Source organism: Dickeya sp. NCPPB 3274 (assembly GCF_000406205.1).
GTDB classification, from domain to species: domain Bacteria; phylum Pseudomonadota; class Gammaproteobacteria; order Enterobacterales; family Enterobacteriaceae; genus Dickeya; species Dickeya fangzhongdai.
Window position 1 is genome coordinate 1,330,377 of the sequence record NZ_CM001979.1, and the last position, 22,855, is coordinate 1,353,231.

The 22,855-nt window shown below is 56.7% G+C and carries 18 protein-coding genes and 6 tRNA genes; 7 read left to right on the plus strand and 17 right to left on the minus strand.

Annotated elements, in window-relative coordinates; all coding sequences use genetic code 11:
- Window positions 1-7: 7 nt before the first annotated feature.
- Window positions 8-1,174 carry a 3-demethoxyubiquinol 3-hydroxylase gene (gene ubiF / locus DXX3274_RS06715; protein ID WP_042859160.1) on the plus strand — a complete coding sequence of 389 codons (1,167 nt, stop codon included), beginning with the start codon at window positions 8-10 and terminating at the stop codon, window positions 1,172-1,174.
- A 162-nt stretch (window positions 1,175-1,336) separates the two neighbouring features.
- The gene (locus tag DXX3274_RS06720) at window positions 1,337-1,666 is read left to right on the plus strand and encodes a multidrug efflux SMR transporter (protein WP_038668768.1); all 330 of its coding nucleotides are present in this window, start codon (window positions 1,337-1,339) and stop codon (window positions 1,664-1,666) included.
- Between the two features lie 130 nt (window positions 1,667-1,796).
- Here DXX3274_RS06720 and DXX3274_RS06725 read toward each other — a convergent pair.
- The 10 genes from DXX3274_RS06725 to nagB form a co-directional block, all read right to left on the minus strand.
- Window positions 1,797-1,871: transfer RNA gene (locus DXX3274_RS06725), tRNA-Gln, on the minus strand.
- A 9-nt stretch (window positions 1,872-1,880) separates the two neighbouring features.
- Window positions 1,881-1,957 (minus strand) — tRNA-Met (locus DXX3274_RS06730).
- A 43-nt stretch (window positions 1,958-2,000) separates the two neighbouring features.
- Window positions 2,001-2,075, minus strand: a tRNA-Gln gene (locus DXX3274_RS06735).
- 38 nt (window positions 2,076-2,113) lie between these two features.
- Window positions 2,114-2,188: transfer RNA gene (locus DXX3274_RS06740), tRNA-Gln, on the minus strand.
- A 56-nt stretch (window positions 2,189-2,244) separates the two neighbouring features.
- Window positions 2,245-2,329: transfer RNA gene (locus tag DXX3274_RS06745), tRNA-Leu, on the minus strand.
- A gap of 9 nt (window positions 2,330-2,338) precedes the next feature.
- Window positions 2,339-2,415: transfer RNA gene (locus tag DXX3274_RS06750), tRNA-Met, on the minus strand.
- Window positions 2,416-2,633: 218 nt separating this feature from the next.
- Window positions 2,634-4,298: an asparagine synthase B gene (asnB, locus tag DXX3274_RS06755; RefSeq protein WP_042859161.1), complete on the minus strand. Its 1,665-nt coding sequence runs from the start codon at window positions 4,296-4,298 to the stop codon at window positions 2,634-2,636.
- Window positions 4,299-4,591: 293 nt separating this feature from the next.
- Window positions 4,592-5,815, minus strand: coding sequence for an ROK family protein (locus DXX3274_RS06760; protein WP_042859162.1), 1,224 nt, complete (start codon window positions 5,813-5,815; stop codon window positions 4,592-4,594).
- Between the two features lie 29 nt (window positions 5,816-5,844).
- Window positions 5,845-6,996: an N-acetylglucosamine-6-phosphate deacetylase gene (gene nagA / locus DXX3274_RS06765; protein WP_042859163.1), complete on the minus strand. Its 1,152-nt coding sequence runs from the start codon at window positions 6,994-6,996 to the stop codon at window positions 5,845-5,847.
- Window positions 6,997-7,018: 22 nt separating this feature from the next.
- The gene (nagB, locus tag DXX3274_RS06770; RefSeq protein ID WP_042859164.1) at window positions 7,019-7,819 is read right to left on the minus strand and encodes a glucosamine-6-phosphate deaminase; all 801 of its coding nucleotides are present in this window, start codon (window positions 7,817-7,819) and stop codon (window positions 7,019-7,021) included.
- A 337-nt stretch (window positions 7,820-8,156) separates the two neighbouring features.
- Between nagB and nagE the strand changes: the two genes are divergently transcribed.
- A complete protein-coding gene (nagE, locus tag DXX3274_RS06775; RefSeq protein ID WP_042859165.1) occupies window positions 8,157-9,629 on the plus strand; it encodes an N-acetylglucosamine-specific PTS transporter subunit IIBC in 1,473 nt (490 codons plus the stop codon).
- A 165-nt stretch (window positions 9,630-9,794) separates the two neighbouring features.
- Window positions 9,795-11,453: a glutamine--tRNA ligase gene (glnS, locus tag DXX3274_RS06780; RefSeq protein ID WP_042859166.1), complete on the plus strand. Its 1,659-nt coding sequence runs from the start codon at window positions 9,795-9,797 to the stop codon at window positions 11,451-11,453.
- A gap of 75 nt (window positions 11,454-11,528) precedes the next feature.
- Here glnS and fur read toward each other — a convergent pair whose 3' ends face one another.
- Together fur and fldA are read right to left on the minus strand one after the other, a co-directional pair.
- Entirely contained in the window at window positions 11,529-11,975 is a 447-nt protein-coding gene (gene fur, locus DXX3274_RS06785) for a ferric iron uptake transcriptional regulator (protein WP_013316991.1), read from the minus strand.
- Window positions 11,976-12,319: 344 nt separating this feature from the next.
- Window positions 12,320-12,847 carry a flavodoxin FldA gene (gene fldA, locus DXX3274_RS06790; RefSeq protein ID WP_042859167.1) on the minus strand — a complete coding sequence of 176 codons (528 nt, stop codon included), beginning with the start codon at window positions 12,845-12,847 and terminating at the stop codon, window positions 12,320-12,322.
- Window positions 12,848-13,265: 418 nt separating this feature from the next.
- Between fldA and DXX3274_RS06795 the strand changes: the two genes are divergently transcribed.
- Window positions 13,266-14,957, plus strand: coding sequence for a methyl-accepting chemotaxis protein (locus DXX3274_RS06795; protein ID WP_042859168.1), 1,692 nt, complete (start codon window positions 13,266-13,268; stop codon window positions 14,955-14,957).
- A 62-nt stretch (window positions 14,958-15,019) separates the two neighbouring features.
- Here DXX3274_RS06795 and ybfE read toward each other — a convergent pair whose 3' ends face one another.
- Both ybfE and ybfF read right to left on the minus strand, forming a co-directional pair.
- Window positions 15,020-15,301 carry a LexA regulated protein gene (ybfE, locus tag DXX3274_RS06800; RefSeq protein WP_033111703.1) on the minus strand — a complete coding sequence of 94 codons (282 nt, stop codon included), beginning with the start codon at window positions 15,299-15,301 and terminating at the stop codon, window positions 15,020-15,022.
- A 288-nt stretch (window positions 15,302-15,589) separates the two neighbouring features.
- A complete protein-coding gene (gene ybfF, locus DXX3274_RS06805; protein WP_042859169.1) occupies window positions 15,590-16,360 on the minus strand; it encodes an esterase in 771 nt (256 codons plus the stop codon).
- A gap of 272 nt (window positions 16,361-16,632) precedes the next feature.
- On the opposite strand from ybfF, the gene seqA reads away from it, so the two are divergent.
- Together seqA and pgm are read left to right on the plus strand one after the other, a co-directional pair.
- The gene (gene seqA / locus DXX3274_RS06810) at window positions 16,633-17,169 is read left to right on the plus strand and encodes a replication initiation negative regulator SeqA (protein ID WP_042859170.1); all 537 of its coding nucleotides are present in this window, start codon (window positions 16,633-16,635) and stop codon (window positions 17,167-17,169) included.
- 25 nt (window positions 17,170-17,194) lie between these two features.
- The gene (gene pgm, locus DXX3274_RS06815) at window positions 17,195-18,838 is read left to right on the plus strand and encodes a phosphoglucomutase (alpha-D-glucose-1,6-bisphosphate-dependent) (protein ID WP_042859171.1); all 1,644 of its coding nucleotides are present in this window, start codon (window positions 17,195-17,197) and stop codon (window positions 18,836-18,838) included.
- A gap of 68 nt (window positions 18,839-18,906) precedes the next feature.
- Here the strand turns inward: pgm and DXX3274_RS06820 are convergent, their stop codons facing one another.
- The 3 genes from DXX3274_RS06820 to kdpD form a co-directional block, all read right to left on the minus strand.
- Window positions 18,907-19,335 carry an EamA family transporter gene (locus DXX3274_RS06820; RefSeq protein ID WP_042859172.1) on the minus strand — a complete coding sequence of 143 codons (429 nt, stop codon included), beginning with the start codon at window positions 19,333-19,335 and terminating at the stop codon, window positions 18,907-18,909.
- An 85-nt stretch (window positions 19,336-19,420) separates the two neighbouring features.
- Window positions 19,421-20,110 carry a two-component system response regulator KdpE gene (gene kdpE / locus DXX3274_RS06825; RefSeq protein WP_042859173.1) on the minus strand — a complete coding sequence of 230 codons (690 nt, stop codon included), beginning with the start codon at window positions 20,108-20,110 and terminating at the stop codon, window positions 19,421-19,423.
- Window positions 20,107-22,836 carry a two-component system sensor histidine kinase KdpD gene (gene kdpD / locus DXX3274_RS06830; protein WP_042859174.1) on the minus strand — a complete coding sequence of 910 codons (2,730 nt, stop codon included), beginning with the start codon at window positions 22,834-22,836 and terminating at the stop codon, window positions 20,107-20,109. The genes kdpE and kdpD overlap by 4 nt, the downstream gene beginning before the upstream one ends.
- Window positions 22,837-22,855: the final 19 nt, after the last annotated feature.

The window sequence follows — 22,855 nt, forward strand, 5'->3', positions numbered from 1 at the left end:
GGCAGGTATGCACTATGATGCGGTGATTGTTGGCGGAGGCATGGTTGGTGCCGCCGCCGCGTTGGGACTGGCGCAGAACGGTTTTCAGGTGGCGGTGCTGGAGCAGGAAACGCCGCCGCCGTTTGTCGCAGGCAGCACGCCGGACGTGCGGGTATCGGCGATTGGTCAGGCGTCGGTCAGGCTGCTGGAGCGACTGGGAGCCTGGCAGGGCGTCGGGCTGATGCGCAGCGCGCCTTACCGGCGGCTCGAAACCTGGGAATGGGACAATGCGCATGTTGTGTTCGATGCGGCCGACCTCGGGTTACCCGAGCTGGGGTTCATGGTAGAGAACCGTATTCTGCAACTGGCGTTGTGGCAGGTGCTGGAGAGGACGCCCGGCGTGACGTTATTGTGCCCGTGGCGATTACAGCGTATGCACCGTGAAGACGAGCAATGGGTGCTGACTGGCGAGCAGGGCGATAGCCTGTCTGCGTCGCTGGTGATTGGCGCTGATGGCGCCAATTCGAAAATTCGCCAGTGGGCGGGCATTGGTATCACAGGCTGGCAATATCGCCAGTCCTGTATGCTGATCAGCGCCGAATTGGCCGGTCCGCAACAGGATGCGACCTGGCAGCGCTTCACGCCGTCCGGTCCGCGCGCGTTTCTGCCGCTGTTTGACGGCTGGTGCTCGCTGGTGTGGTACGACAGCCCGCAGCGTATCCGCCAGTTGCAGGCGATGTCGCTTCCTCAACTGAACAAGGCTATCGCCGAGACGTTTCCTGCTCGGCTGGGTGAGGTCAATGCGGTAGCGGCCGGCGCGTTTCCGCTGGTGCGTCGTCATGCGCAGCAGTATGTGTCGCCGGGGCTGGCCCTGATTGGCGATGCCGCGCATACCATCAACCCGCTGGCGGGGCAGGGCGTGAATCTGGGATATCGGGACGTTTCCACGCTGCTCGATGTGGTGATTCGGGCGCGTGATGAAGGCGCTGTCTGGTACGGAGAGCCGGTGTTGCGACGCTATCAGCAGCAGCGCAAGCCTGACAATCTGCTGATGCAAAGCGGCATGGATCTGTTTTACGGCGCGTTCAGTAACCGGCTGCCGCCGCTTGAGTTTGCCCGCAACCTGGCGTTGATGGCGGCGCAGCGCGCCGGAAAACTGAAACAGCAGGCGTTGCGTTACGCGTTGGGGTTGTAAACAGCGTAGCCGCTACGCTGTTTTTTCATGATCTGTTCGCCGTCATGCCGCTTTCATGCGGCGTGATTACATTGATACCGCTATATCTGCCAAGAGGCGACCAACATAACGCGTTATCCTGACGGCTTGCGGCGAATTCCTTATTTCTGAGTAGTGAAACTGATGACCTATTTATTTCTTTGTCTGGCGATTGTGTCCGAAGTGGTGGCGACAACGGCGCTGAAATTGTCGGAGAGCTTTACCCGGCTGGTGCCGAGTGTGGTGACGGTGGTGTTCTACGCCATCGCGTTTTACTGTCTGACCGTTTCCATGCGGGTATTGCCGACCGGCGTGATCTACGCCATCTGGTCGGGCGTAGGGATTGTGTTGATCGCGGCGATAAGCTGGATTTTTTACGATCAGCGGTTGGACTGGCCGGCGGTATTGGGAATGGCGCTAATCATTGCCGGCGTGGCGGTGATTAACCTGTTTTCCAATTCGGTGGCGCATTGATGAATGAGCCGGTACTGGCGTTAAGCCGGTGCCGGTTATTGATGCAGATGGAATAGAGCTGATGAGCGGTAACCAATAAACGATAAGACCATAAAAAAAGAAAAAGCCCGTTTGCACGGGCTTTTCTGTATGGCTGGGGTACGAGGATTCGAACCTCGGGATGGCGGAATCAGAATCCGCTGCCTTACCGCTTGGCGATACCCCAATTTTAAGATGGTGGCTACGACGGGAATCGAACCTGTGACCCCAGCATTATGAGTGCTGTGCTCTAACCAGCTGAGCTACGTAGCCAAATTACTGCACGGTCAGAAGCCGTTGGCTTCATGACTGAATATGGCTGGGGTACGAGGATTCGAACCTCGGGATGGCGGAATCAGAATCCGCTGCCTTACCGCTTGGCGATACCCCAACAGGGCGCACATCGTATGACGTGTCTCACTTGATTCATGGCTGGGGTACCAGGATTCGAACCTGGGAGTGGCGGGATCAAAACCCGCTGCCTTACCGCTTGGCGATACCCCAATGAAACTATTGCATGCCTAGGCTGACGCTTTGGTTTTCTACACCGATAAAGGCAATGGTGCGGGAGGCGAGACTTGAACTCGCACACCTTGCGGCGCCAGAACCTAAATCTGGTGCGTCTACCAATTTCGCCACTCCCGCAGGAAAAAATGGTGGCTACGACGGGAATCGAACCTGTGACCCCAGCATTATGAGTGCTGTGCTCTAACCAGCTGAGCTACGTAGCCATCTTTTCCGCGTCACCTTCATCGGCGTTGCGGGGCGCATTATGCGGAGTTGGCCTTTTGGCGTCAACACATTTTTTCCCTAAAAACGGCGTATTCGCGCTGTTTGTTTGGGTTATGAACAGTATGGTGAGAAAAGCGTCAGAAAGCAGGCTTTTGGCTGTATTCCATAAGAAAAACGGGCCGCTAAGGGCCCGTTTAAAACAGTAAAATAAAGCCGATTACTGGTAGGCGGACTGGTGCACGCCGACGGCGCGACCCGACGGATCATCCATCTTTTTGAAAGATTCATCCCACTCAATCGCCTTGGCGGACGAACAGGCTACAGAAGGACCGCCAGGGACGCATTCAGCCGCACTTGGGACCGGGAACAGTTCTTCAAAAATTTCGCGGTACAGGTAGCCCTCCTTGGTAGTCGGGGTGTTGTACGGGAAACGGAAGTGCGCGGTTTCCAGTTGCTGGTCGGAAATCTGTTTGGCAGCGACTTCTTTCAGGGAGTCGATCCAACTGTAGCCCACGCCGTCAGAGAACTGCTCTTTCTGGCGCCAGGCCACGCTGTGCGGCAGATAGGATTCGAAGCACTCACGCAGGATGTGTTTTTCCATCTTGCCGTTGCCGCACATTTTGTCTTTCGGGTTGATGCGCATTGCTACGTCCAGGAATTTCTTGTCCAGGAACGGCACGCGGGCTTCGACGCCCCAGGCGGACATCGCTTTGTTGGCGCGGGCGCAGTCATACTGGTGCAACGCCAGCAGTTTGCGTACGGTTTCCTCATGAAGTTCTTTCGCGTTCGGCGCTTTGTGGAAGTAGAGATAACCGCCGAATACTTCGTCCGAACCTTCGCCGGACAGCACCATCTTGATACCCATCGCCTTGATTTTACGGGACATCAGGTACATCGGCGTTGAGGCGCGGATGGTGGTGACGTCGTAGGTTTCGATGTGGTAAATCACGTCGCGGATGGCATCCAGACCTTCCTGTACCGTGAAATGGATTTCGTGGTGCACGGTGCCCAGATGTTCTGCGACATCGCGTGCGGCTTTCAGGTCAGGCGCGCCTTCCAGGCCGACCGCGAACGAGTGAAGCTGCGGCCACCAGGCTTCGCTGCGCTCGTCGTCTTCCACGCGACGGGCGGCGAACTTCTTGGTGACGGCGGAAATGATGGAAGAGTCCAGCCCGCCGGACAGCAGCACGCCGTAAGGAACGTCGGACATCAGGTGGCTTTTCACCGATTCTTCCAACGCTTCGCGCAGTTCGTTGGCGTCGGTCACGTTGTCTTTAACGTTGTCGAAATCGAACCAGTCGCGACGATAGTATTCGCGAATCTCGCCGTCCTGGCTCCACAGGTAGCTGCCGGCCGGGAATTCTTTGATGGTGCGGCACACCGGCACCAGCGCTTTCATTTCAGACGCCACGTAGAAGTTGCCGTGTTCGTCATAGCCCATATAAAGCGGGATGATGCCCAGGTGATCGCGGCCGATCAGATAGGCGTCTTTTTCGCTGTCATACAGGGCAAAGGCGAACATGCCGCGCAGTTCGTCCAGGAATTCCGGACCTTTTTCCTGATACAGCGCCAGAATCACTTCGCAATCGGAACCGGTCTGGAACTGATAGCGGTCGCCGTATTGTTGACGCAGAGCCTGATGGTTGTAAATTTCGCCGTTCACGGCCAGAACGTGGGTGTGCGCCTGGTTGTAGAGCGGTTGAGCGCCGGTGTTGACGTCGACGATGGACAGACGCTCATGCGCCAGAATGGCTTTGTCGCTGGCGTAAACACCAGACCAGTCCGGGCCGCGGTGACGCATCAGGCGGGACAATTCCAGCGCTTTTTTGCGCAATTCAACCGGATCGGTTTTCAGATCAAGCACACCAAAAATAGAACACATACAAGAGGCTCCCTTTATCCACGCATCACAACGTGAAACAGTCAAAGTGTATGGCGGTAATCAGCGCTTTTCCTTGCCGTATCTCACCTCAGAGGGTGACTCGCCGCCGTATCGGTAACACTGATTTAGCATCAAAAGGGGATGGCAGTTCAATATCATTTAATGAAAAAAGCCATTGTGCTGGTGAATGTGTAATTTATGGTGTGATTTATTGGGTTTTGTTCAAAACGGCAGAGAGAAGGCGCCGGATTTTTAGCGATCTCATAATCCGGCCTTATAGCAGAAAACTAAACCTACTGATTTTCAAGCAGACGTTGCAGTAATACGCCATTCAGCATCGCGCGTTTCACCAGCGCAAAAGCGCCGATGGCGGATAAGTGCTGCAATTCGGAGACGACTACCGGCAGGTTTTGCCGAAAGTCTTTCAGCACCTGTGCGTTGATACAGCGTTGAATGGCGGGCAGCAGAATTTTGTCCGCGCCGGTAATTTCGCCGGCGATGACCACCCGCTGAGGATTGAAGAGGTTGACGGCAATCGAAATGGCTTTGCCCAGATGTTGCCCGGCGGCCTCGATCAGTTCACGGGCCAGAAGGTCACCCCGGTTGGCGGCTTTGCAGATAGCGGCGATCTGACAGTTATCCAGCGTCAGCTTGCTGGGAAACCCCTGCTGCAATAAATCACGCGCCCGTTGTTCCAGCGCGCCGTTCGACACCACCGTTTCCAGACAACCGAAGTTGCCGCAGTGGCAGCGGTCGCCCAACGGGTCGATCTGGATATGGCCGATTTCCCCGACATTACTGTTGCTGCCGAGAAAGATTTTGCCGTTGACCAGAATGCCGGCGCCCACGCCGCGGTGAACCCGCACCAGCAACGAATCCTGACAGTCACGTGTCGCGCCGAAGTAATGCTCGGCCAGCGCCAGACTGCGAATATCGTGGCCGACAAAGCTGTGCACCTTGAAATGCCGTTCGAGATTATCCACCAGAGGCCAGTTGTCCACGCTGATGTGCGGCATATAACGCACCACGCCGGCAATGGGGTCGACCAGTCCCGGCAGCACCACTGAAATGGCGATCAGTTCGCGGATACGACGTTGGTGACGGGCAATGAACTGATCGATAACCGTGAACAGCGCGCTTTCCAGCGTGTCCTGGGTGTTTTCCGGCAGGTTGCAGTGCTCTTCCTCCAGCCGTTTTCCCTGCAGGTCGTATAAGGCGAGGGTGGCGTCGTGGCGGCCAAGCCGCACCGCGACGGTATGAAACGGCCGCGTTTCGGAAATGATGGAAATAGCGCGGCGTCCTCCGGTCGACGCCTGCTGATCCACCTCTTTGATCAGACCGCGTTCCAGCAACTGGCGGGTAATTTTGGTGACACTGGCGGGAGCGAGCTGGCTCTGCTCTGAAATCTGAATCCGGGAAATAGGGCCCTGCTGATCGATCAGGCGGTATACAACCGCACTGTTAAGTTGTTTGACCAGATCAATGTTCCCTATCTGGGTTTGTCCGCCTGTGGTCATGACGCGTTACTCGTGTCGATGCAATACGTTTACTGTTTATGAAAGACTTCTTCACCGTTCACAAACGTATTGAGGATGTCAAAATCGCGGGTCAATACCGTCAGGTTAGCCACGTGGCCCGTCTCAATGCTTCCCAGTCGGTGGTCTTCTCCGATGGCTCTCGCCGGGTAGAGTGTCGCCATTCTTAGCGCCTCGTCCAGAGCGATACCCGCGTGTTCTACGCAATTGCGCACGGCATCGATCATGGTGAGTGCCGAACCGCTCAGGGTGCCGTGCTCATCCACGCAAATGCCGTCGCGGTAGTATATGGTTTTACCGGCAAATGTGAACCGGTCGATGTCGGAGCCGGCCGGCGCGGTGGCGTCGGTGACCAGCACCAGCTTATCGCCCTTGATGCGTTTGCTGTTGCGGATGTTGGCCCAACTGACATGGCGGCCATCGGCGATGATGCCGCAGTAGACTTCCGGCGCGTCATAGACGGCGCCTACCAGGCCGGGTTCGCGCCCGGCAACGGCCGGCATGGCGTTGAACAGGTGAGTGGCAAAGCGAATACCGGCGGCAAAGCCTTGTTTGGCTTGTTCCCAGGTGGCGTTGGAGTGACCGGCGGACACCACGATACCCGCGGTGGTCAACTGCCGGATAACCGTCGTCGATACCATTTCCGGCGCCAGCGTGATTTTGCTGATCACATCGGCGTTATCGCACAGATAATTGAGTAATGACTCGTCCGGCTGGCGGATAAAGGCGGCGTCATGGGTGCCTTTTTTTACCGGGTTAAGCCAGGGACCTTCCAGATGCAGCCCAAGCGCCTGATGGCGATGCTGGGCGAGCCAGGCGCGCATCACGCCGATGCTGTGGCGCATGAATTCGTCGGAAGAGGTGATCAACGTCGGCAAAAAGCTGGTACAGCCGGATTTTTCGTTGGCCCGCTGCATGGTTTCCAGCGTTTTGACGGAAAGGTTGTTCAGCGCGTCGTTGAACTGGACGCCGCCGCAGCCGTTCAATTGCAGATCGATAAAGCCAGGGGCCAGTAACGCGCCGGCGAGATCGCGCAGGGGCAGGTTATCAGGCAGTTCGCGTGTCGGGCAGACTGCCTCGATCAAACCGTCGGCGACGATGACCGCATGGCCGTCAAGGATCTGATGGCCGGTAAAAATACGGCCGTTGGTTAAAGCGTACATCTATAAGCTCCTGGCTCACCGATTACAGATTTTTGAGGTTTTCAGCTTCCAGCTCGCGGAAATATTTCACGGTTTTCACTTTCAGCTCCATCGTGGACGGTTCGTCACATACCATCAGCGCTTTAGCGTGCAACTGCAGACAACTGATGGTCCACATGTGGTTAACGTTGCCTTCCACTGCGGCCTGAAGCGCCAGCGCCTTATGGCGACCGCTGACCAGAATCATCACTTCTTCCGCATCCAGCAACGTACCGACACCCACCGTCAGGGCATATTTCGGCACCTGATTGACGTCGCCGCCAAAGAAACGGGAATTGGCGATGCGGGTCTCTTCCGTCAGAGTCTTGATACGTGTGCGGGACACCAGAGAAGACGCCGGTTCGTTGAAAGCGATGTGGCCATCGTTGCCGACGCCGCCCATGAACAGATGAATCTTGCCGTAAGACTTGATTTTTTCTTCATAACGCTGACACTCGGCGGCGATATCTTCCGCGTTGCCATTCAACAGGTTAATGTTTCCTTCCGGAATATCAACGTGATTGAAAAAATTCTGGTACATGAAGGTGCGGTAGCTTTCCGGATGGTTCGCCGGCAACCCGACATACTCATCCATATTAAAGGTGACGACATGTTTGAAGCTGACCTGGCCGGCATCGTACAGCGCAATCAGAGACTTGTAGGCTTCCAGCGGCGAACTGCCGGTCGGCAGGCCGAGCACGAATGGGCGTTCCGCCGTCGGGTTGAAGGCATTGATGCGCTCGGCGATATAGCGGGCGGCCCATTTGCCAACCTCGGCGGGGGTCGTTAGCGGAATCAGTCTCATGGGGCTCTCCTCAGGCAATCGGTTAGCGAAGGCAATTATTCATCGGGTAAACGCAGTCAGATAGCATGACCGTCAGGTAATATGCCCGCACAGCGTTTCTGAATTTATCTGGGGCTAGTGTAGCGCGTTTTTTTTAGTCTTAAAATAAGTTGAATTAATGTCACGTCATAAACTTTTTGTATGTGCTTTTATGGTGAGAATTATCACATAATCACCGTTATTAATTTGCGTAACAAATTATTTTTTAGCACTTTTACCAGGCCCGCATGGCTGGTGGGTGATTTTATAACAAGGCTGACAGACAATTTTTTTACCCGTAAGGGAAAGAGAGGGGAAGGTGAGTACACTCAGCTATTTACAAAAAGTAGGCCGCGCCCTGATGGTGCCGGTCGCCACGTTGCCTGCGGCCGCCATCCTGATGGGGGTGGGTTACTGGATTGATCCGGTTGGCTGGGGCAGTGAAAGCGCGTTGGCCGCGCTGCTGATCAAGTCCGGCGCCGCCATTATCGAGCACATGGCGGTGCTGTTTGCGGTCGGCGTCGCCTACGGCATGTCGAAAGATAAAGACGGCGCCGCGGCGTTGTCCGGGTTTGTCGGTTATCTGGTGCTGACTACGTTGTGTTCGCCTGCGGCGGTGTCGATGATTCAGCACATCCCGCTGGCGGAGGTGCCAAAAGCGTTCGGTAAGATTGAAAACCAGTTCATCGGTATTCTGGTCGGGATCATTTCCGCTGAACTGTACAACCGTTACAGCCAGGTCGAATTGCCCAAGGCGCTCTCTTTTTTCAGCGGTCGCCGCCTGGTGCCGATTCTGGTTTCGATGCTGATGATCGTGGTGGCGTTTGTGCTGATGTACGTCTGGCCGGTGATCTACAACGCGCTGGTTTCCTTTGGCGAGTATATTCAGCAACTGGGATCGGTCGGCGCCGGTATCTATGCCTTCTTTAACCGTCTGCTGATTCCGGTGGGGCTGCACCATGCGCTGAACTCGGTGTTCTGGTTTGATGTCGCCGGCATCAACGATATTCCTAACTTCCTCAGCGGGCAGCAGGCGATTGACGCCGGCAAAGCCGTTCCCGGCATTACCGGGCGCTATCAGGCCGGTTTCTTCCCGATCATGATGTTCGGTTTGCCTGGGGCGGCGCTGGCGATTTATCACTGCGCTCGTCCGGAAAACCGCAGTCGGGTAGCGGGGATCATGGTGGCGGCGGCGTTTGCGGCCTTCTTCACCGGTATTACCGAACCGCTGGAGTTCTCCTTCATGTTTGTGGCGCCGGTGCTGTATGTGCTGCACGCCGTGCTAACCGGGATTTCGGTATTCATCGCGGCCAGCATGCACTGGATTGCCGGTTTTGGTTTCAGCGCCGGTCTGGTGGATATGGTGTTGTCTTCGCGTAACCCGCTGGCGACGAACTGGTACATGCTGCTGCTGCAAGGCGCCGCGTTCTTTGTCATCTATTATGTGGTGTTCCGCTTCACCATTACCCGTTTTAACCTGATGACGCCGGGGCGTGAAGCCGCTACGGCGCAGTCTTCATCCGAGGGAACTACCACTCCCGCCGGCAACAGCCAGTCGGTGGCGCGAGGTTACCTGCAGGCTATCGGCGGCAAGGATAATCTGACCGGAATTGACGCCTGTATTACCCGTTTGCGCCTGAGCGTGAAGGATTCCGGCCTGGTGGATGAGTCTGTAGCTCGCCAGTTAGGTGCGGCCGGGGTCATCCGTCTCAACAAGCAAAGCGTGCAGATTGTGGTTGGCACTCAGGCGGAAAACATCGCGGCGGCGTTACGCGAGGTGTCGCAGGAATAAATCGGCGGCGCCCCATCGCTGTCAGATGTCGGGAAACGGAGCATACGGAGACGTACGCTCCGTTTTTTTATCTTAAACTTTCGTGAAACAAACGGTTGTTTCCCGGCGTGGCTTGTTGGATCATTAGTGGTTATGGGTTGTTTTTTCGCATTTGAGGAACCAAGCATGAGTGAGGCTGAAGCCCGCCCAACCAACTTTATTCGCCAGATCATTGATGAAGATCTGGCTACCGGCAAACACGACCATATTCAGACGCGTTTTCCGCCAGAACCGAACGGCTACCTGCACATCGGTCACGCCAAGTCCATTTGCCTGAACTTTGGCATTGCCGACGATTACAACGGCAAGTGCAACCTGCGCTTTGATGATACCAACCCGGTAAAAGAAGATATCGAGTACGTTGAATCCATCAAGCATGACGTTCAGTGGCTGGGTTTTTCCTGGAGCGGCAACGTTCGCTACTCGTCTGATTATTTTGATCAGCTGCACTTTTACGCGATTGAACTGATTAATAAAGGGTTGGCGTATGTCGATGAGTTGACGCCGGAGCAGATCCGCGAATACCGCGGCACCCTGACCTCGCCGGGTAAAAACAGCCCGTACCGCGACCGTAGCGTCGAAGAAAACCTGACGCTGTTCGAAAAAATGCGCAGCGGCGGTTTCGCCGAAGGCACGGCGTGCCTGCGCGCCAAAATCGATATGGCCTCGCCGTTCATCGTTATGCGCGATCCGGTGCTGTACCGCATCAAATTTGCCGAGCACCATCAGACCGGCAACAAATGGTGCATCTACCCGATGTACGATTTCACCCACTGCATTTCCGATGCGCTGGAAGGTATCACCCATTCATTGTGTACGCTGGAATTCCAGGACAACCGCCGCCTGTATGACTGGGTGCTGGATAATATCTCCATTCCTGCCCATCCGCGGCAGTATGAATTTTCCCGCCTGAATCTGGAATACGCGGTGATGTCCAAGCGTAAACTGAACCAGCTGGTGAACGAGAAAGTGGTGGAAGGCTGGAACGATCCGCGTATGCCGACTATCTCCGGTTTGCGTCGTCGCGGATACACTGCGGCGTCCATCCGTGAATTCTGTCGTCGCATCGGCGTCACCAAGCAGGACAACACCGTGGAGATGGCGGCGCTGGAATCCTGCATTCGCGACGATCTGAACGAGAACGCGCCACGTGCGATGGCGGTGCTGGATCCGGTGAAGGTAGTGATTGAGAACCTGCCGGCAGGGCATGAAGAGTGGCTCACTATGCCTAATCATCCCAATAAACCGGAAATGGGATCGCGCCAGGTGGCGTTCAGCCGCGAGGTGTATATCGATCGCGCTGATTTCCGCGAAGAAGCCAACAAGCAGTACAAACGTTTGGTGTTGGGCAAAGAAGTGCGACTGCGTAACGCCTATGTGATTAAGGCCGAGCACATCGATAAAGACGAGCAGGGCGTGATCACCACGATTTACTGCAGCTGCGATACGGAAACCCTGAGCAAAGATCCGGCTGACGGCCGTAAAGTGAAAGGCGTGATCCACTGGGTATCGGCGGCTCATGCGTTGCCGGCGCAGTTCCGTCTGTATGACCGTCTGTTCAGCGTGGCTAACCCTGGCGCGGCGGAGGATTTTCTCTCCACCATCAACCCGGATTCGCTGACTGTCGCCCAGGGCTTTGTGGAAGCCAGTCTGGGTCAGGCTGAAGTTGAAAAAGCCTATCAGTTTGAGCGTGAAGGGTATTTCTGCGCCGATCGCGTTTATTCCAGCGCGGATAATCTGGTGTTTAACCGGACGGTCGGTTTGCGGGACAGTTGGGCGGGGTAACAGCCGCCCGGCTACCGGAAAAAAGACAAAAATAAAACCGCCGCGGCGGTTTTATTTTTTCTCTGCATTGAGTGATTAGCGTTCGTTGTGCGCATTGTCGTCTTCACGGCAATCGCCGCTACTGCAATGGCCGTACAAGTACAGGCTGTGGTTGGTCAGTTTGATGCCGTGTTTCTCGGAGATCTCACGCTGGCGCGCTTCGATAGACTCGTCGCTGAATTCAATCACCCGGCCGCAATCCAGACAGATCAGATGGTCATGATGGTGCTGCTGCGTGAGTTCGAAAACCGACTTGCCGCCTTCGAAGTTATGACGGGTAACGATGCCGGCGTCGTCAAACTGGTTCAGCACGCGGTAAACGGTAGCCAGACCAATCTCTTCCCCCATATCAATCAGCTTTTTGTATAAGTCTTCCGCGCTGACGTGGTGGCATTGAGGATCCTGAAGCACTTCCAGAATTTTCAGTCGTGGAAGTGTGACTTTCAGGCCAGCCTTCTTTAATGCGGTATTGTTGTCAGTCATGCGGATTTAGTCCTGTTACTTGCTTTATCTGGGAGGCTATTAGCCTAGTATCATCGGTCGGCTTAAAAAAGGTCACTGTGTCTCAATTATAGAACCGCGCCGTCGAAATGAAAACCACGGAACTTTTACAATATGATTCTTGCTAACTCTCTGTATTCAGAGTTGTTCCCTGCGAGAGACATATTGTACGCCAGGACAGGCCATTAAACGCAACCCGGCTGACCGAGTGGGTATTGTACCCTGTCGGAATGAAAAGTTAAAAAAATGTATCACTGATTGTGATAGGTTTTATCTATCTATATAGATGTGGCTCTGAATATCTCGGTATCAGAGCCACAAGTGAATCAGGCCAGCAGTGCTTTCAGGTTCAGCTCTTCGCTGATTTGCTTGACCCAGTTGGAGACGCGTTCGCCGGTCAGCTCCGGCTGACGATCTTCATCGATGGCCAGACCGATAAAGTGGGTGTCATCCGCCAGGCCTTTTGAAGCTTCGAAGTAATAGCCTTCGGTCGGCCAGTGACCGACGATATTGGCGCCACGCGGCTCGATGATATCGCGAATGGTGCCCATGGCGTCACAGAAGTACTCCGCATAGTCTTCCTGATCGCCGCAACCGAAGATGGCGACCAGCTTGTCGGCAAAATCAATCTCTTCCAGCGTTGGGAAGAAGTCATCCCAGTCACACTGCGCTTCGCCGTAATACCAGGTTGGAATACCCAGCAGCAGGATGTCGAAACGTTCAAGATCTTCTTTGCTGCTTTTGGCAATGTCGTGCAGTTCGGCGACGTCGCTGCCCAGTTGTTGCTGGATCGTCTTGGCAATGTTTTCGGTATTGCCAGTGTCACTGCCAAAAAAAATGCCTATGAGAGCCATAGATAAAATAACCTCTTGATTCTTAAGGGTATGGTGCTTGCGTCACCCATGATCCGCTAATGATAGCAGACACTGTCTGACGGATAAACGTGTATCTGTTGCCATGTCATGAAATGGCGTGGAAGCGATTAGTTGGTTGTTTTTACATCGCTCCCTTAATGTTTTTTTAATTTATTTAAAATACGATATTCGTACAGATGACTGAAAATATGGATAATTGGCTAAATATCTAATTTTTATTAGCTTTTAAACGACATAAAACACTAAACATTCCTATAGTTTTGACGATGACAGAGCATGGTGCTTTTATTGAATGTAAATGTGCAGCAATGTTTCTTACAAAGCGAGAGACTTTCTCATCGCATAAATCAAAACAAGACTTACCTCCTCGACCAATAGCCCATTTATGGAGTCAACTATGCAATTCCTAAAAAATATTGCCATTCGCACAGCCATGCTGTGGGTGCTTGGCATCTTCTGTGTGTTATGGATTGCTGTTTCGGTCTACACCATGTATTCGTTCCGGACCATGAACGAAACCTCCAAAACCAGTGCGTTGCTGGTCAACAATATGAATTTGGTTAACACCGGCAACGACCAGTATTTCCGCATGGTGACCCGACTGGCGCGTGCGATTGACTATCGTCAGAGCGGCGATAACCAGAAAGCGGACGAACAGCAAAAATCATCACAGGCCGCGCTGGATTTACTGAAATCCAACCTGGAAGCATTTAAGAAGATTGATCATGCCGGCATGTCGCCGGAGTTGGTTGACGCGGTAATCCGCGACTGGGGCAATCTGATTACTCAGGGCGTTGAGCCCATGTTCCAGCGTGCGGCGGACAAAAAGTTCGATGATTACGACAAATTCGCCAAAGATATCGTGCCGGCCTTCAGCCGCCAGTTCAACGTCTCTTTCACCAACTTTAATAAAGCGGGTTCGACGATGTTCGTCGATGCCGGCAACCGACTGGAGACTATCACTGGCGTCGGCCAGAACATTTTGCTGGCGGGGCTGATCGCCGGTCTGGTGATGTTGTTCCTGACCGACCGCTATCTGGTGGCTTGTCTGGTGCGCCCGCTTAACGATCTGCGTGATCATTTCCAGGTGATTGCCAACGGCCGCCTGGGGAAACCGATTCTGGATTTCGGCAACAACTGCGTGGGCCGGCTGTTCCCGCTGTTGCGCGATATGCAGGGCAGTCTGGCCAATACCGTCAGCACCATTCGTACCAGTGCCGACTCTATTTATCAGGGCGTGTCGGAAATCGCGTCCGGTAACAACGACCTGGCGGCTCGTACCGAGTCACAGGCGTCAGCGCTGGAAGAAAGCGCCGCCAGCATGGAACAGCTGACATCAACGGTGAAACAGAACGCTGAAAACGCCAGCCACGCCAGTCAACTGGCTCGTCAGGCTTCCACCACCGCCAGTAAAGGCGGGGATTTGGTCGATAATGTGGTGAAAACCATGGCGGAAATCTCCGGCAGCTCGAAGAAAATCGCCGAGATCACCAGCGTTATCAACGGTATTGCCTTCCAGACCAACATTCTGGCGTTGAACGCGGCGGTGGAAGCGGCCCGCGCCGGTGAACAAGGGCGTGGTTTTGCCGTGGTGGCCGGCGAGGTGAGAAGTCTGGCGCAGCGCAGTGCGCAGGCGGCCAAAGAGATCGAACACCTGATTGCCGAGTCGGTGCGTTGTGTCGATAACGGGTCGACGCTGGTGGCCGATGCGGGCAGCACCATGAGCGAGATCGTGACCGCGGTAACCAACGTCACCGACATTATGGCGGAAATCGCCACGGCGTCGGATGAGCAGAGTAAAGGTATCGCTCAGGCCGGTCAGGCGATCACTGAAATGGATAGCGTGACTCAGCAGAACGCCGCGCTGGTACAAGAGGCCTCGGCGGCAACCCGTTCGCTGGAAGAGCAGGCGATGGTGCTGACTGAAGCGGTATCGGTATTCCGTCTGTCGGAAGAACAGTCGGCCGGTCTGCCGCCGAGACGCGATCGTCAGGCGCCGTCCAAAGCGGTGGCGTCTCGTGCCAAAGCCCTGCCAGCCGCGACGACTAGCAGCAGCAAAAAGAGCAGCGATAACTGGGAAACGTTCTGATAGTCGTGGAAATGTTCTGATGTGATAAGGACGACCGGCGTCATGGATGACGCCAGCGAGGTTTAGTTTTCTTGTTCTGCCAGCTGCGCCAGCAGTATTTGTTCGATCAGTTCACTGCGGCTGATGTTTTTCTGCTCAGCCAACGCATTCAAAATGTCTACCGCTTCACTATTGATTTTCAGCTCAACGCGACGCAGACCGCGCACCCGGTCACGCCGCAACTGATTGCGTTTATTGATCCGTAACTGCTCGTCGCGGGAGAGCGGGTTGGTTTTGGGCCGCCCCGGACGACGCTCGTTCGCGAACAGATCCAGCGTGGTGCGATCCGTTTGTTCTTTTGCCATAGATAATGGTACTGCAAGAAATTCGGCCAAAACGCCGCTTTTGATCACCGGGATTCGAACACCGGGGTAATCCGTCGCTTTCGGCAACTCAGGCCGCGTTTTGATGAAATGTGGTTAACGATGCAAGTGGCCAGACAGCCGCCCCTCGATACTGCGCGCGCCATGATACCCCAGCCGTTGCGGTGGCGACAACGGTTTACTGGAGCGCGGCGCGCAATTAAACCACGGATTGACGCAGGCTGGCGCGGATGTCCGGCAGTCGAGATTCCGACATGGCCTGATGCGCTATCAGTCAGCGGCCAGGAAACGGTGGATGGCGCGCAGCACCGCTTCCGGTTTTTCCGCGTGAACCCAGTGGCTGGCGCCGCTCACCACGTGCGCTTTGGCGGCAGGGAACTGGCGCAGCAGCGCATCGCGATAGCGATCGTCCAGATAAGGCGACTCGCTGCCGCGGATAAACAGGATCGGGCCGGGCCAGGCGGGCACCTCTTGCCAGCCAACGATGTGTTCGTACTGATCCCACAATACCGGCACGTTAAAGCGCCACTCTCCCTGCTGGAAAGACTTCAGCAAAAACTGGACGACGCCTTCTTCTCCCGGCAGGTAATCACGCATGATTTCCGCGGCTTTGGCGCGCTGCTCCACGCCGGCATCGCTAACGGCGCGAATGGCGGCGAAAACGTTGTCGTGACGACGCACCTGATAGTCCACCGGCGCGATATCAATCGCCACAATGCGCTCGATACGCCCGGCAAGCATCCCGGTCAGCGCCATCGATACCTTTCCCCCCATGGAGTGACCGACCAGAATCACACGCTCCAGCCCCAGCTCATCGATCAGTTCGCGTACATCCTGCGCCATCGCCGGGTAGTTCATTTCCGGAGAGCGGGGCGACAGCCCGTGGTTGCGCAGATCAATCTGCAACGTATCGTGGTGTTTTTGCAGGTCGCGGGCCAGAACGCCAAGATTGTCCAGATTGCCAAACAAGCCGTGAATGAGAATAACCGGTAACCGGTTCTGCGGGTGTTGCGCGTTTTGCCAGCGATAATTCAATTTCATGGTGAAGTTCATTCAGAGAGACAGTGGCTTAGGGTATCATGACTTTACCATGACGCTTCGCCGCCGGGTAAACTCTGTCGGGCGGCGCTCGTCGGGGCGGGGGCTCGCCGGGGTAGGGGATAGAAAGCCGCATTCATGTAACAGGGATGCGTGCGCAAATTCAGGATAATCCTGAATTTGGCGTCACCGGCCTCTGACGCTGTTCGCGGGTTGCGCATAGCCTGTATAATTCCTGATGATTGATTAAAGACATAAAACAGTACTGGATAAAAATGAAAACTATTGAGGTCGACGACGAGCTTTACCGTTATATCGCCAGCCACACTCAGCATATCGGCGAGAGTGCATCGGATATTTTACGGCGCATGCTGAAATTCAGCGGCGCGCAGCCAGCCGCCGCGGCAACTCCGTCGCCAGCGGCGTCGACAATCGCCCAGCCTGCGGCCGCACAGCCGTCTCGTGACCGGGTAAGAACCGTGCGCGAGTTGCTGCTGTCGGACGAATATGCCGAGCAGAACAAGGCGGTCAATCGTTTTCTGCTGGTACTGTCCACCCTGCATCGCCTGTCGCCGGAAGAGTTTGCGGCTGCTACCGAATCGCTGCATGGCCGCACCCGCGTCTATTTCGCCGCCGACGAGCAGACCCTGTTGCTGCACGGCGCTCAGACCAAACCCCGGCACATCGACGACACGCCTTACTGGGTTATCACCAACACCAATACCGGTCGCAAACGCAGCATGATCGAATACATCATGCTGGCGATGCAGTTCCCGCCGGAACTGACTGAGAAAGTTTGCGGCACTATTTAAATCACTGCGTCAGGAAGAAACGCCAATGGCTAATCACCCGAGAGCCGGACAACCTACCCGGCAAAGCGACCTGATTAATGTCGCACAGTTGACGTCCCAGTATTATGTGTTGCGCCCGGATGTAACCAATCCGGCCCAGTCGGTTAAATTCGGCACCTCCGGGCATCGCGGTTGCGCCGCCCGCCACAGTTTCAATGAAGCCCATATTCTGGCGATCGCTCAGGCGATTGCCGAAGAGCGCCGCCGTCAGGGCATCACGGGGCCGTGCTACGTGGGGAAAGATACCCATGCGTTGTCCGAGCCGGCGTTTATCTCGGTGTTGGAAGTGCTGACGGCCAACGGCGTTGACGTCATTGTTCAGCAGGATAACGGTTTTACCCCGACGCCGGCGGTATCGAACGCGATTCTGGTGCACAATCGTCAGGGCGGCGCGCTGGCGGACGGTATCGTGATTACCCCTTCCCATAATCCGCCGGAAGACGGCGGCATTAAATACAATCCGCCCAACGGCGGCCCGGCTGACACCAACCTCACCAGCGTGATTGAGAAACGCGCCAACGCGCTGCTGGCGGACAATCTGCGTGATGTGAAGCGTCAGTCGCTGGACAAGGCGCGCCAGAGCGGCCATCTGCACGAGCGCGATCTGGTTGAGCCGTATGTCGAGGCGCTGGACGAGGTGGTGGACATGGCGGCGATTCAGCGCGCCGGCCTGAAACTCGGCGTCGATCCGCTCGGCGGCTCCGGCATTGCTTACTGGCAGCGCATCGCCGAGCGCTACCAACTGGATCTGACGCTGGTCAACGACGCCGTCGATCAGACCTTCCGTTTCATGACGCTGGATCACGATGGCGTGATCCGCATGGACTGTTCGTCGGTATCGGCGATGTCTGGTCTGCTGGCGCTGCGCGACAAGTTTGACCTGGCTTTCGCCAACGATCCGGATTATGACCGTCACGGTATCGTCACCCCGGCCGGGTTGATGAACCCGAACCACTATCTGGCGGTGGCTATCAACTACCTGTTCCGTCATCGCCCGCAGTGGAGCGAGTCAGTGGCGGTCGGCAAAACGCTGGTGTCCAGCGCCATGATTGACCGGGTGGTGGCGGATCTCGGCCGTAAACTGGTGGAAGTGCCGGTCGGTTTCAAATGGTTTGTGGACGGCCTGTTCGACGGGACATTGGGCTTCGGCGGCGAAGAGAGCGCCGGCGCGTCGTTCCTGCGTTTTGACGGCAAGCCGTGGTCGACCGACAAAGACGGCATCATCCTGTGTCTGCTGGCGGCGGAAATCACCGCGGTGACCGGCAAAAACCCGCAGCAGCACTATGATGCGCTGGCCGAGCGTTTTGGCGCGCCGAGCTACAACCGTTTGCAGGCGCCGGCGACGCACGCGCAGAAAGCGGCGTTGTCTAAACTGTCGCCGGAAATGGTGTCCGCCAGCACGCTGGCAGGCGACCCGATCACCGCCCGTCTGACCGCTGCGCCCGGCAATGGCGCATCGATTGGCGGCCTGAAGGTGATGACCGACAACGGCTGGTTTGCCGCACGCCCGTCCGGCACGGAAGAGGCTTACAAGATTTACTGCGAAAGTTTCCTCGGCGCGGAGCACCGCGAGAAAATCGAGAAAGAAGCGGTTGAGATTGTCAGCGCGGTGCTGAGCAGCGCGAAGTAACGGGTCAACCCGGCTGAAAATCAGGGCGCTGTGTCAACAGCGCCTTTTTTGTGCCTACTGCCGGTCGCTTATCCCAACGCCACCAACAGCGCGCCGGCGGAAATCAGCGCGACGCCAACCCCGGCCAGCAGCGATACTTTTTCTCCCAGCAGCAGCGCCGCCAGAATCACCGCGAACACCACGCTAAGTTTGTCGATGGGCGCCACCTGCGCGACGGTGCCGCTTTTCAGCGCCATAAAATAAAACAGCCAGGACAGCGCACCCGCTACGCCGCTCAGCACAATGAACACCATCGCCTTGTGGTTGGCAAGTACGGTGCCGAACAACGATGTTTTGCCCTGCGCCACCACCACGCCGACCAGAAACAGCGCCATGACCACCGCACGAATGGCGGTGGCGGTATTGGCGTCCAGCTGTTGCAGGCCGATTTTGCCAAACAGCGCCACTAGCGCGGCGCACAACGCCGACAGCAAGGCGTAAAGTAACCAGCTACTCATTGATATTTTTCTCGCGGATAAAAATCAGGATGCTACGCCTGACGTGGGCAGGGCGCCAGCGACATGAATCATGAAAGGACGCCTGCTAGGGCATAAACCGGTAGCCGATGGCGGTTTCGGTCAGAAAATGGCGCGGGCGGGCCGGGTCGTCTTCCAGCTTTTGACGCAGATGACCCATGTAGATACGCAGATAATGACTGTGCTCCACCGCGTTAGGGCCCCAGACCTGATTGAGCAGTTGGCGCTGCGTCAGCACTTTGCCGGGGCTGGCGAGTAGGGTGGTCAGCAGCCGGAATTCGATCGGCGTCAGATGCAGTTCCTGCTGGTCGCGCATGACCTGACGATTGACCAAATCCACCGTGACGTTCGAAAAGCTAATGAGCGGGGTTTCCTGCTGGGAGGAACTGAAACGGCGCAGCGCTACCCGAACCCGCGCCAGCAACTCGCCGATGCCGAACGGTTTGGTGAGGTAGTCATCGGCGCCGGCGTCCAGCGCGTCTATCTTGTCCTGTTCGTCGGTACGGGCGGATAGCACGATAACCGGAATCGCGCTCCACTGGCGCAGATCACGGATGTAATCAATACCGTCGCCGTCGGGCAGACCCAGGTCGAGAATAATCAGATCCGGTTTGCGGGTCGCGGCTTCAATCAGTCCCCGTTGCAGCGTTTCAGCGTCGAATACGCGGCAGCCTTCGCCCTCCAGCGCGTTGCGGACAAAACGCCGGATCTCTTTTTCATCTTCTACGATCAGGATGTTGGTCTGTAACAGGGTCAGGACTCCATCTCTTCAGGTTCGAGCGCCGGCGGCGGCGCCAGCGGCAGAGTAAAGTGGAACACCGCACCGCCGTCATCCGCGTTGGTGGCCCAGATTCGCCCGCCGTGAATCTCCACAATGGCCCGGCAAATTGCCAGCCCCAGACCGACGCCGGGAATAGAGGATTCTTTGTGTCCGCGGGCGAACTTGTCAAAAATTACTTTTTCCTGACCGTTGGGGATGCCGGGGCCGTTATCCCGCACCTGCACTTCCAGCATATCGCCGGAGGTCGGGGAGGAAATCTGGCTGGCGGAAACGGTGATCGTCGCCTGCTCGCCGGCGTATTTGATGGCGTTTTCCAGCAGGTTGATCAACACCCGTTCGATCAGGCTGGCGTCGCAGTACACCAGGGTCATGTCCTGCGGCAACCGTAAATGAATAGTATTGTTTGCCAGAGAATTTTCCAACTGCCGCAACGCGCTTCCGGCGAGTTCTTCCAGCGTTTGCCACTCTTTGCGCAAATTGAAGCCGTCGGACTGGATGCGCGCCATATCCAGCAGGTTGTTGACCAGCCGGGTGGTACTGAGGATGTGCTGGCGGATCTGGCTGGCCTGCGGTGCATAGGGCGAGCCTTCGGACGCCAGGTTAAGCGTCAGGATTTCCGCCTGACCAAACAGCACCGTCAACGGGGTGCGCAAATCATGGGACAGAGCGGCCAGCAGCGAGTTGCGCAGTTGCTCGCGTTCGGCGTCCAGCCGCGCGTTTTCGGTGCTTTTAACCAGATGCAAACGCTCCAGCGCGTTGGCGATCAATACCGTGAAGGTTTCCAGCATGCGTTGCTGCTCCGGAATCATCAACTGGCGAACGTTATTCGGTTCGATGGCGATGACGCCGAAGGTCAGTTGCGGCGTCGCCAGCGGCAGAAGCTGATACGGCACGCCCGGCAGGGTCGTGGTGCCGGCTCCGGCAGGGGCGGCGTGATCGTAGCTCCAGCGGGCGATGGCCTGATCGACGATCAGTTGATCGGGTTCGTCGAGCGCGGCCTGTTGCAGCTCCGCCGTCGGGGAGGACACCGGTTCGGCCAGCAGAATGGCGATCTTGGCTTGAAAGGTGGAGCGCAGGAAATGGTGACTGGCTCTGGCGATATCCTGCACCGACAGGCTGCGGTTGAGCGCCTTGGACATTTCGTACAGATGCCGCACCCGTTGCTCACGGTAGCGGGCGACGCGGGCCTGATAACGCACGCCGGCGGTCAGGTTGCCTACCAGAATACCGATGGTCAGCATCACCGCAAACGTGACCAGATACTGAACGTCCGCTACCGCGAATGTCCCTTTGGGCACCACGAAAAATAGATCGAAACTGGCGACGTTGATGACCGCGGCGAACACCGACGGCCAGCGGCCATAAAACAGCGCGATGATCACCACCGCCAGCAGGTAGAGCATGACCAGATTGACCGGCTCCAGCATGGAGAACGGCGACCACAGCGCCAGCAGCGTAATCAATGTGCAGAGCAGGGCGGCGACGCCGCAGCCGTACAGCTGCAACCGCCATTTGTCGGTAATTCCCCGGATATCCGGGGTTTTGGGCGGAGGCGGCGCGGCGTCGTCCTGCACCGACACCACCACCAAATCGAGGTCTGGCCCTAACTTGCCGAGTTTCTCGGCGAAGCGGGTGCGGCGCCACCAGCCGAGTTTCTGTTCGGGGTGACGGCCAATCACGATCTTGCCCAGATTGTGCTCGCGGGCATAGCGCAGCACGGCGCGCTCCACCGACGGGTCGGAAAGGGTGGCGGTTTCCGCGCCCAGATCCTGCGCCAGTTTCAGCGCGCGCAGAATTGCCCGTCGTTCGCCTTCCGGCAGACGGTGCAGGCGCGGCGTTTCGACGTAAACCGCGTGCCAGATGCTGCCCAGACGGGCGGCCAGACGAGCGGCGGTGCGCACCAGCTTTTCGTTGCCCGCGCCGCGGCCGATACACAGCAGGATAGCGTCGCGGGTATGCCAGACCCGTTCGCGTCCCTGACTGGCGCGCATCGCCCGCATCTGGTCGTCCACCCGGTCGGCCATACGCCGGAGCGCCAGTTCGCGCAGAGCAAGCAGGTTGCCTTTGCGAAAGAAGTTTTCGATGGCGCGTTCCGCCTGCATCGGCAGATAAACTTTGCCTTCATTGAGGCGCTGGCGCAGGTCGTCAGGCGGCAAGTCCACCAGCACCACTTCATTGGCGTCGTCAAAAATCGGGTCCGGGACGGTTTCCCGCACCCGGATACCGGTCACGCCGCCGACGATATCGTTCAGGCTTTCCAGATGCTGCACGTTGACGGTGGTGAACACGTCGATGCCGGCGTCCAGCAGCTCCTGCACGTCCTGCCAGCGTTTGGGATGACGGGAACCACGGATGTTGCTGTGCGCCAGTTCATCGATCAGGATCAGCGCCGGGCAGCGCGCCAGCGCCGCGTCCAGATCGAACTCGTGATGATGACGGCCGTAATGGCTGATTTTCTTCATCGGCAAATGCGGCAGCCCCTCCACCAGCGCAGCGGTTTCGCTGCGCCCGTGGGTTTCCACCACCCCGACCAGCACGTCCAGCCCCTGGGCCTTCAGGCGCTGCGCTTCCAGCAACATGGCGTAGGTTTTCCCGACCCCGGCGCAGGCACCGAAGAAGATTTTCAGTTTGCCGCGCGGCTGTTCTTCAATCTGGCTCAGCAGGCTGTCCGGGTCGGGTCGACGCTGTTCCTCGTCGGTCATTTCTGTTCCTCGTAGGGTG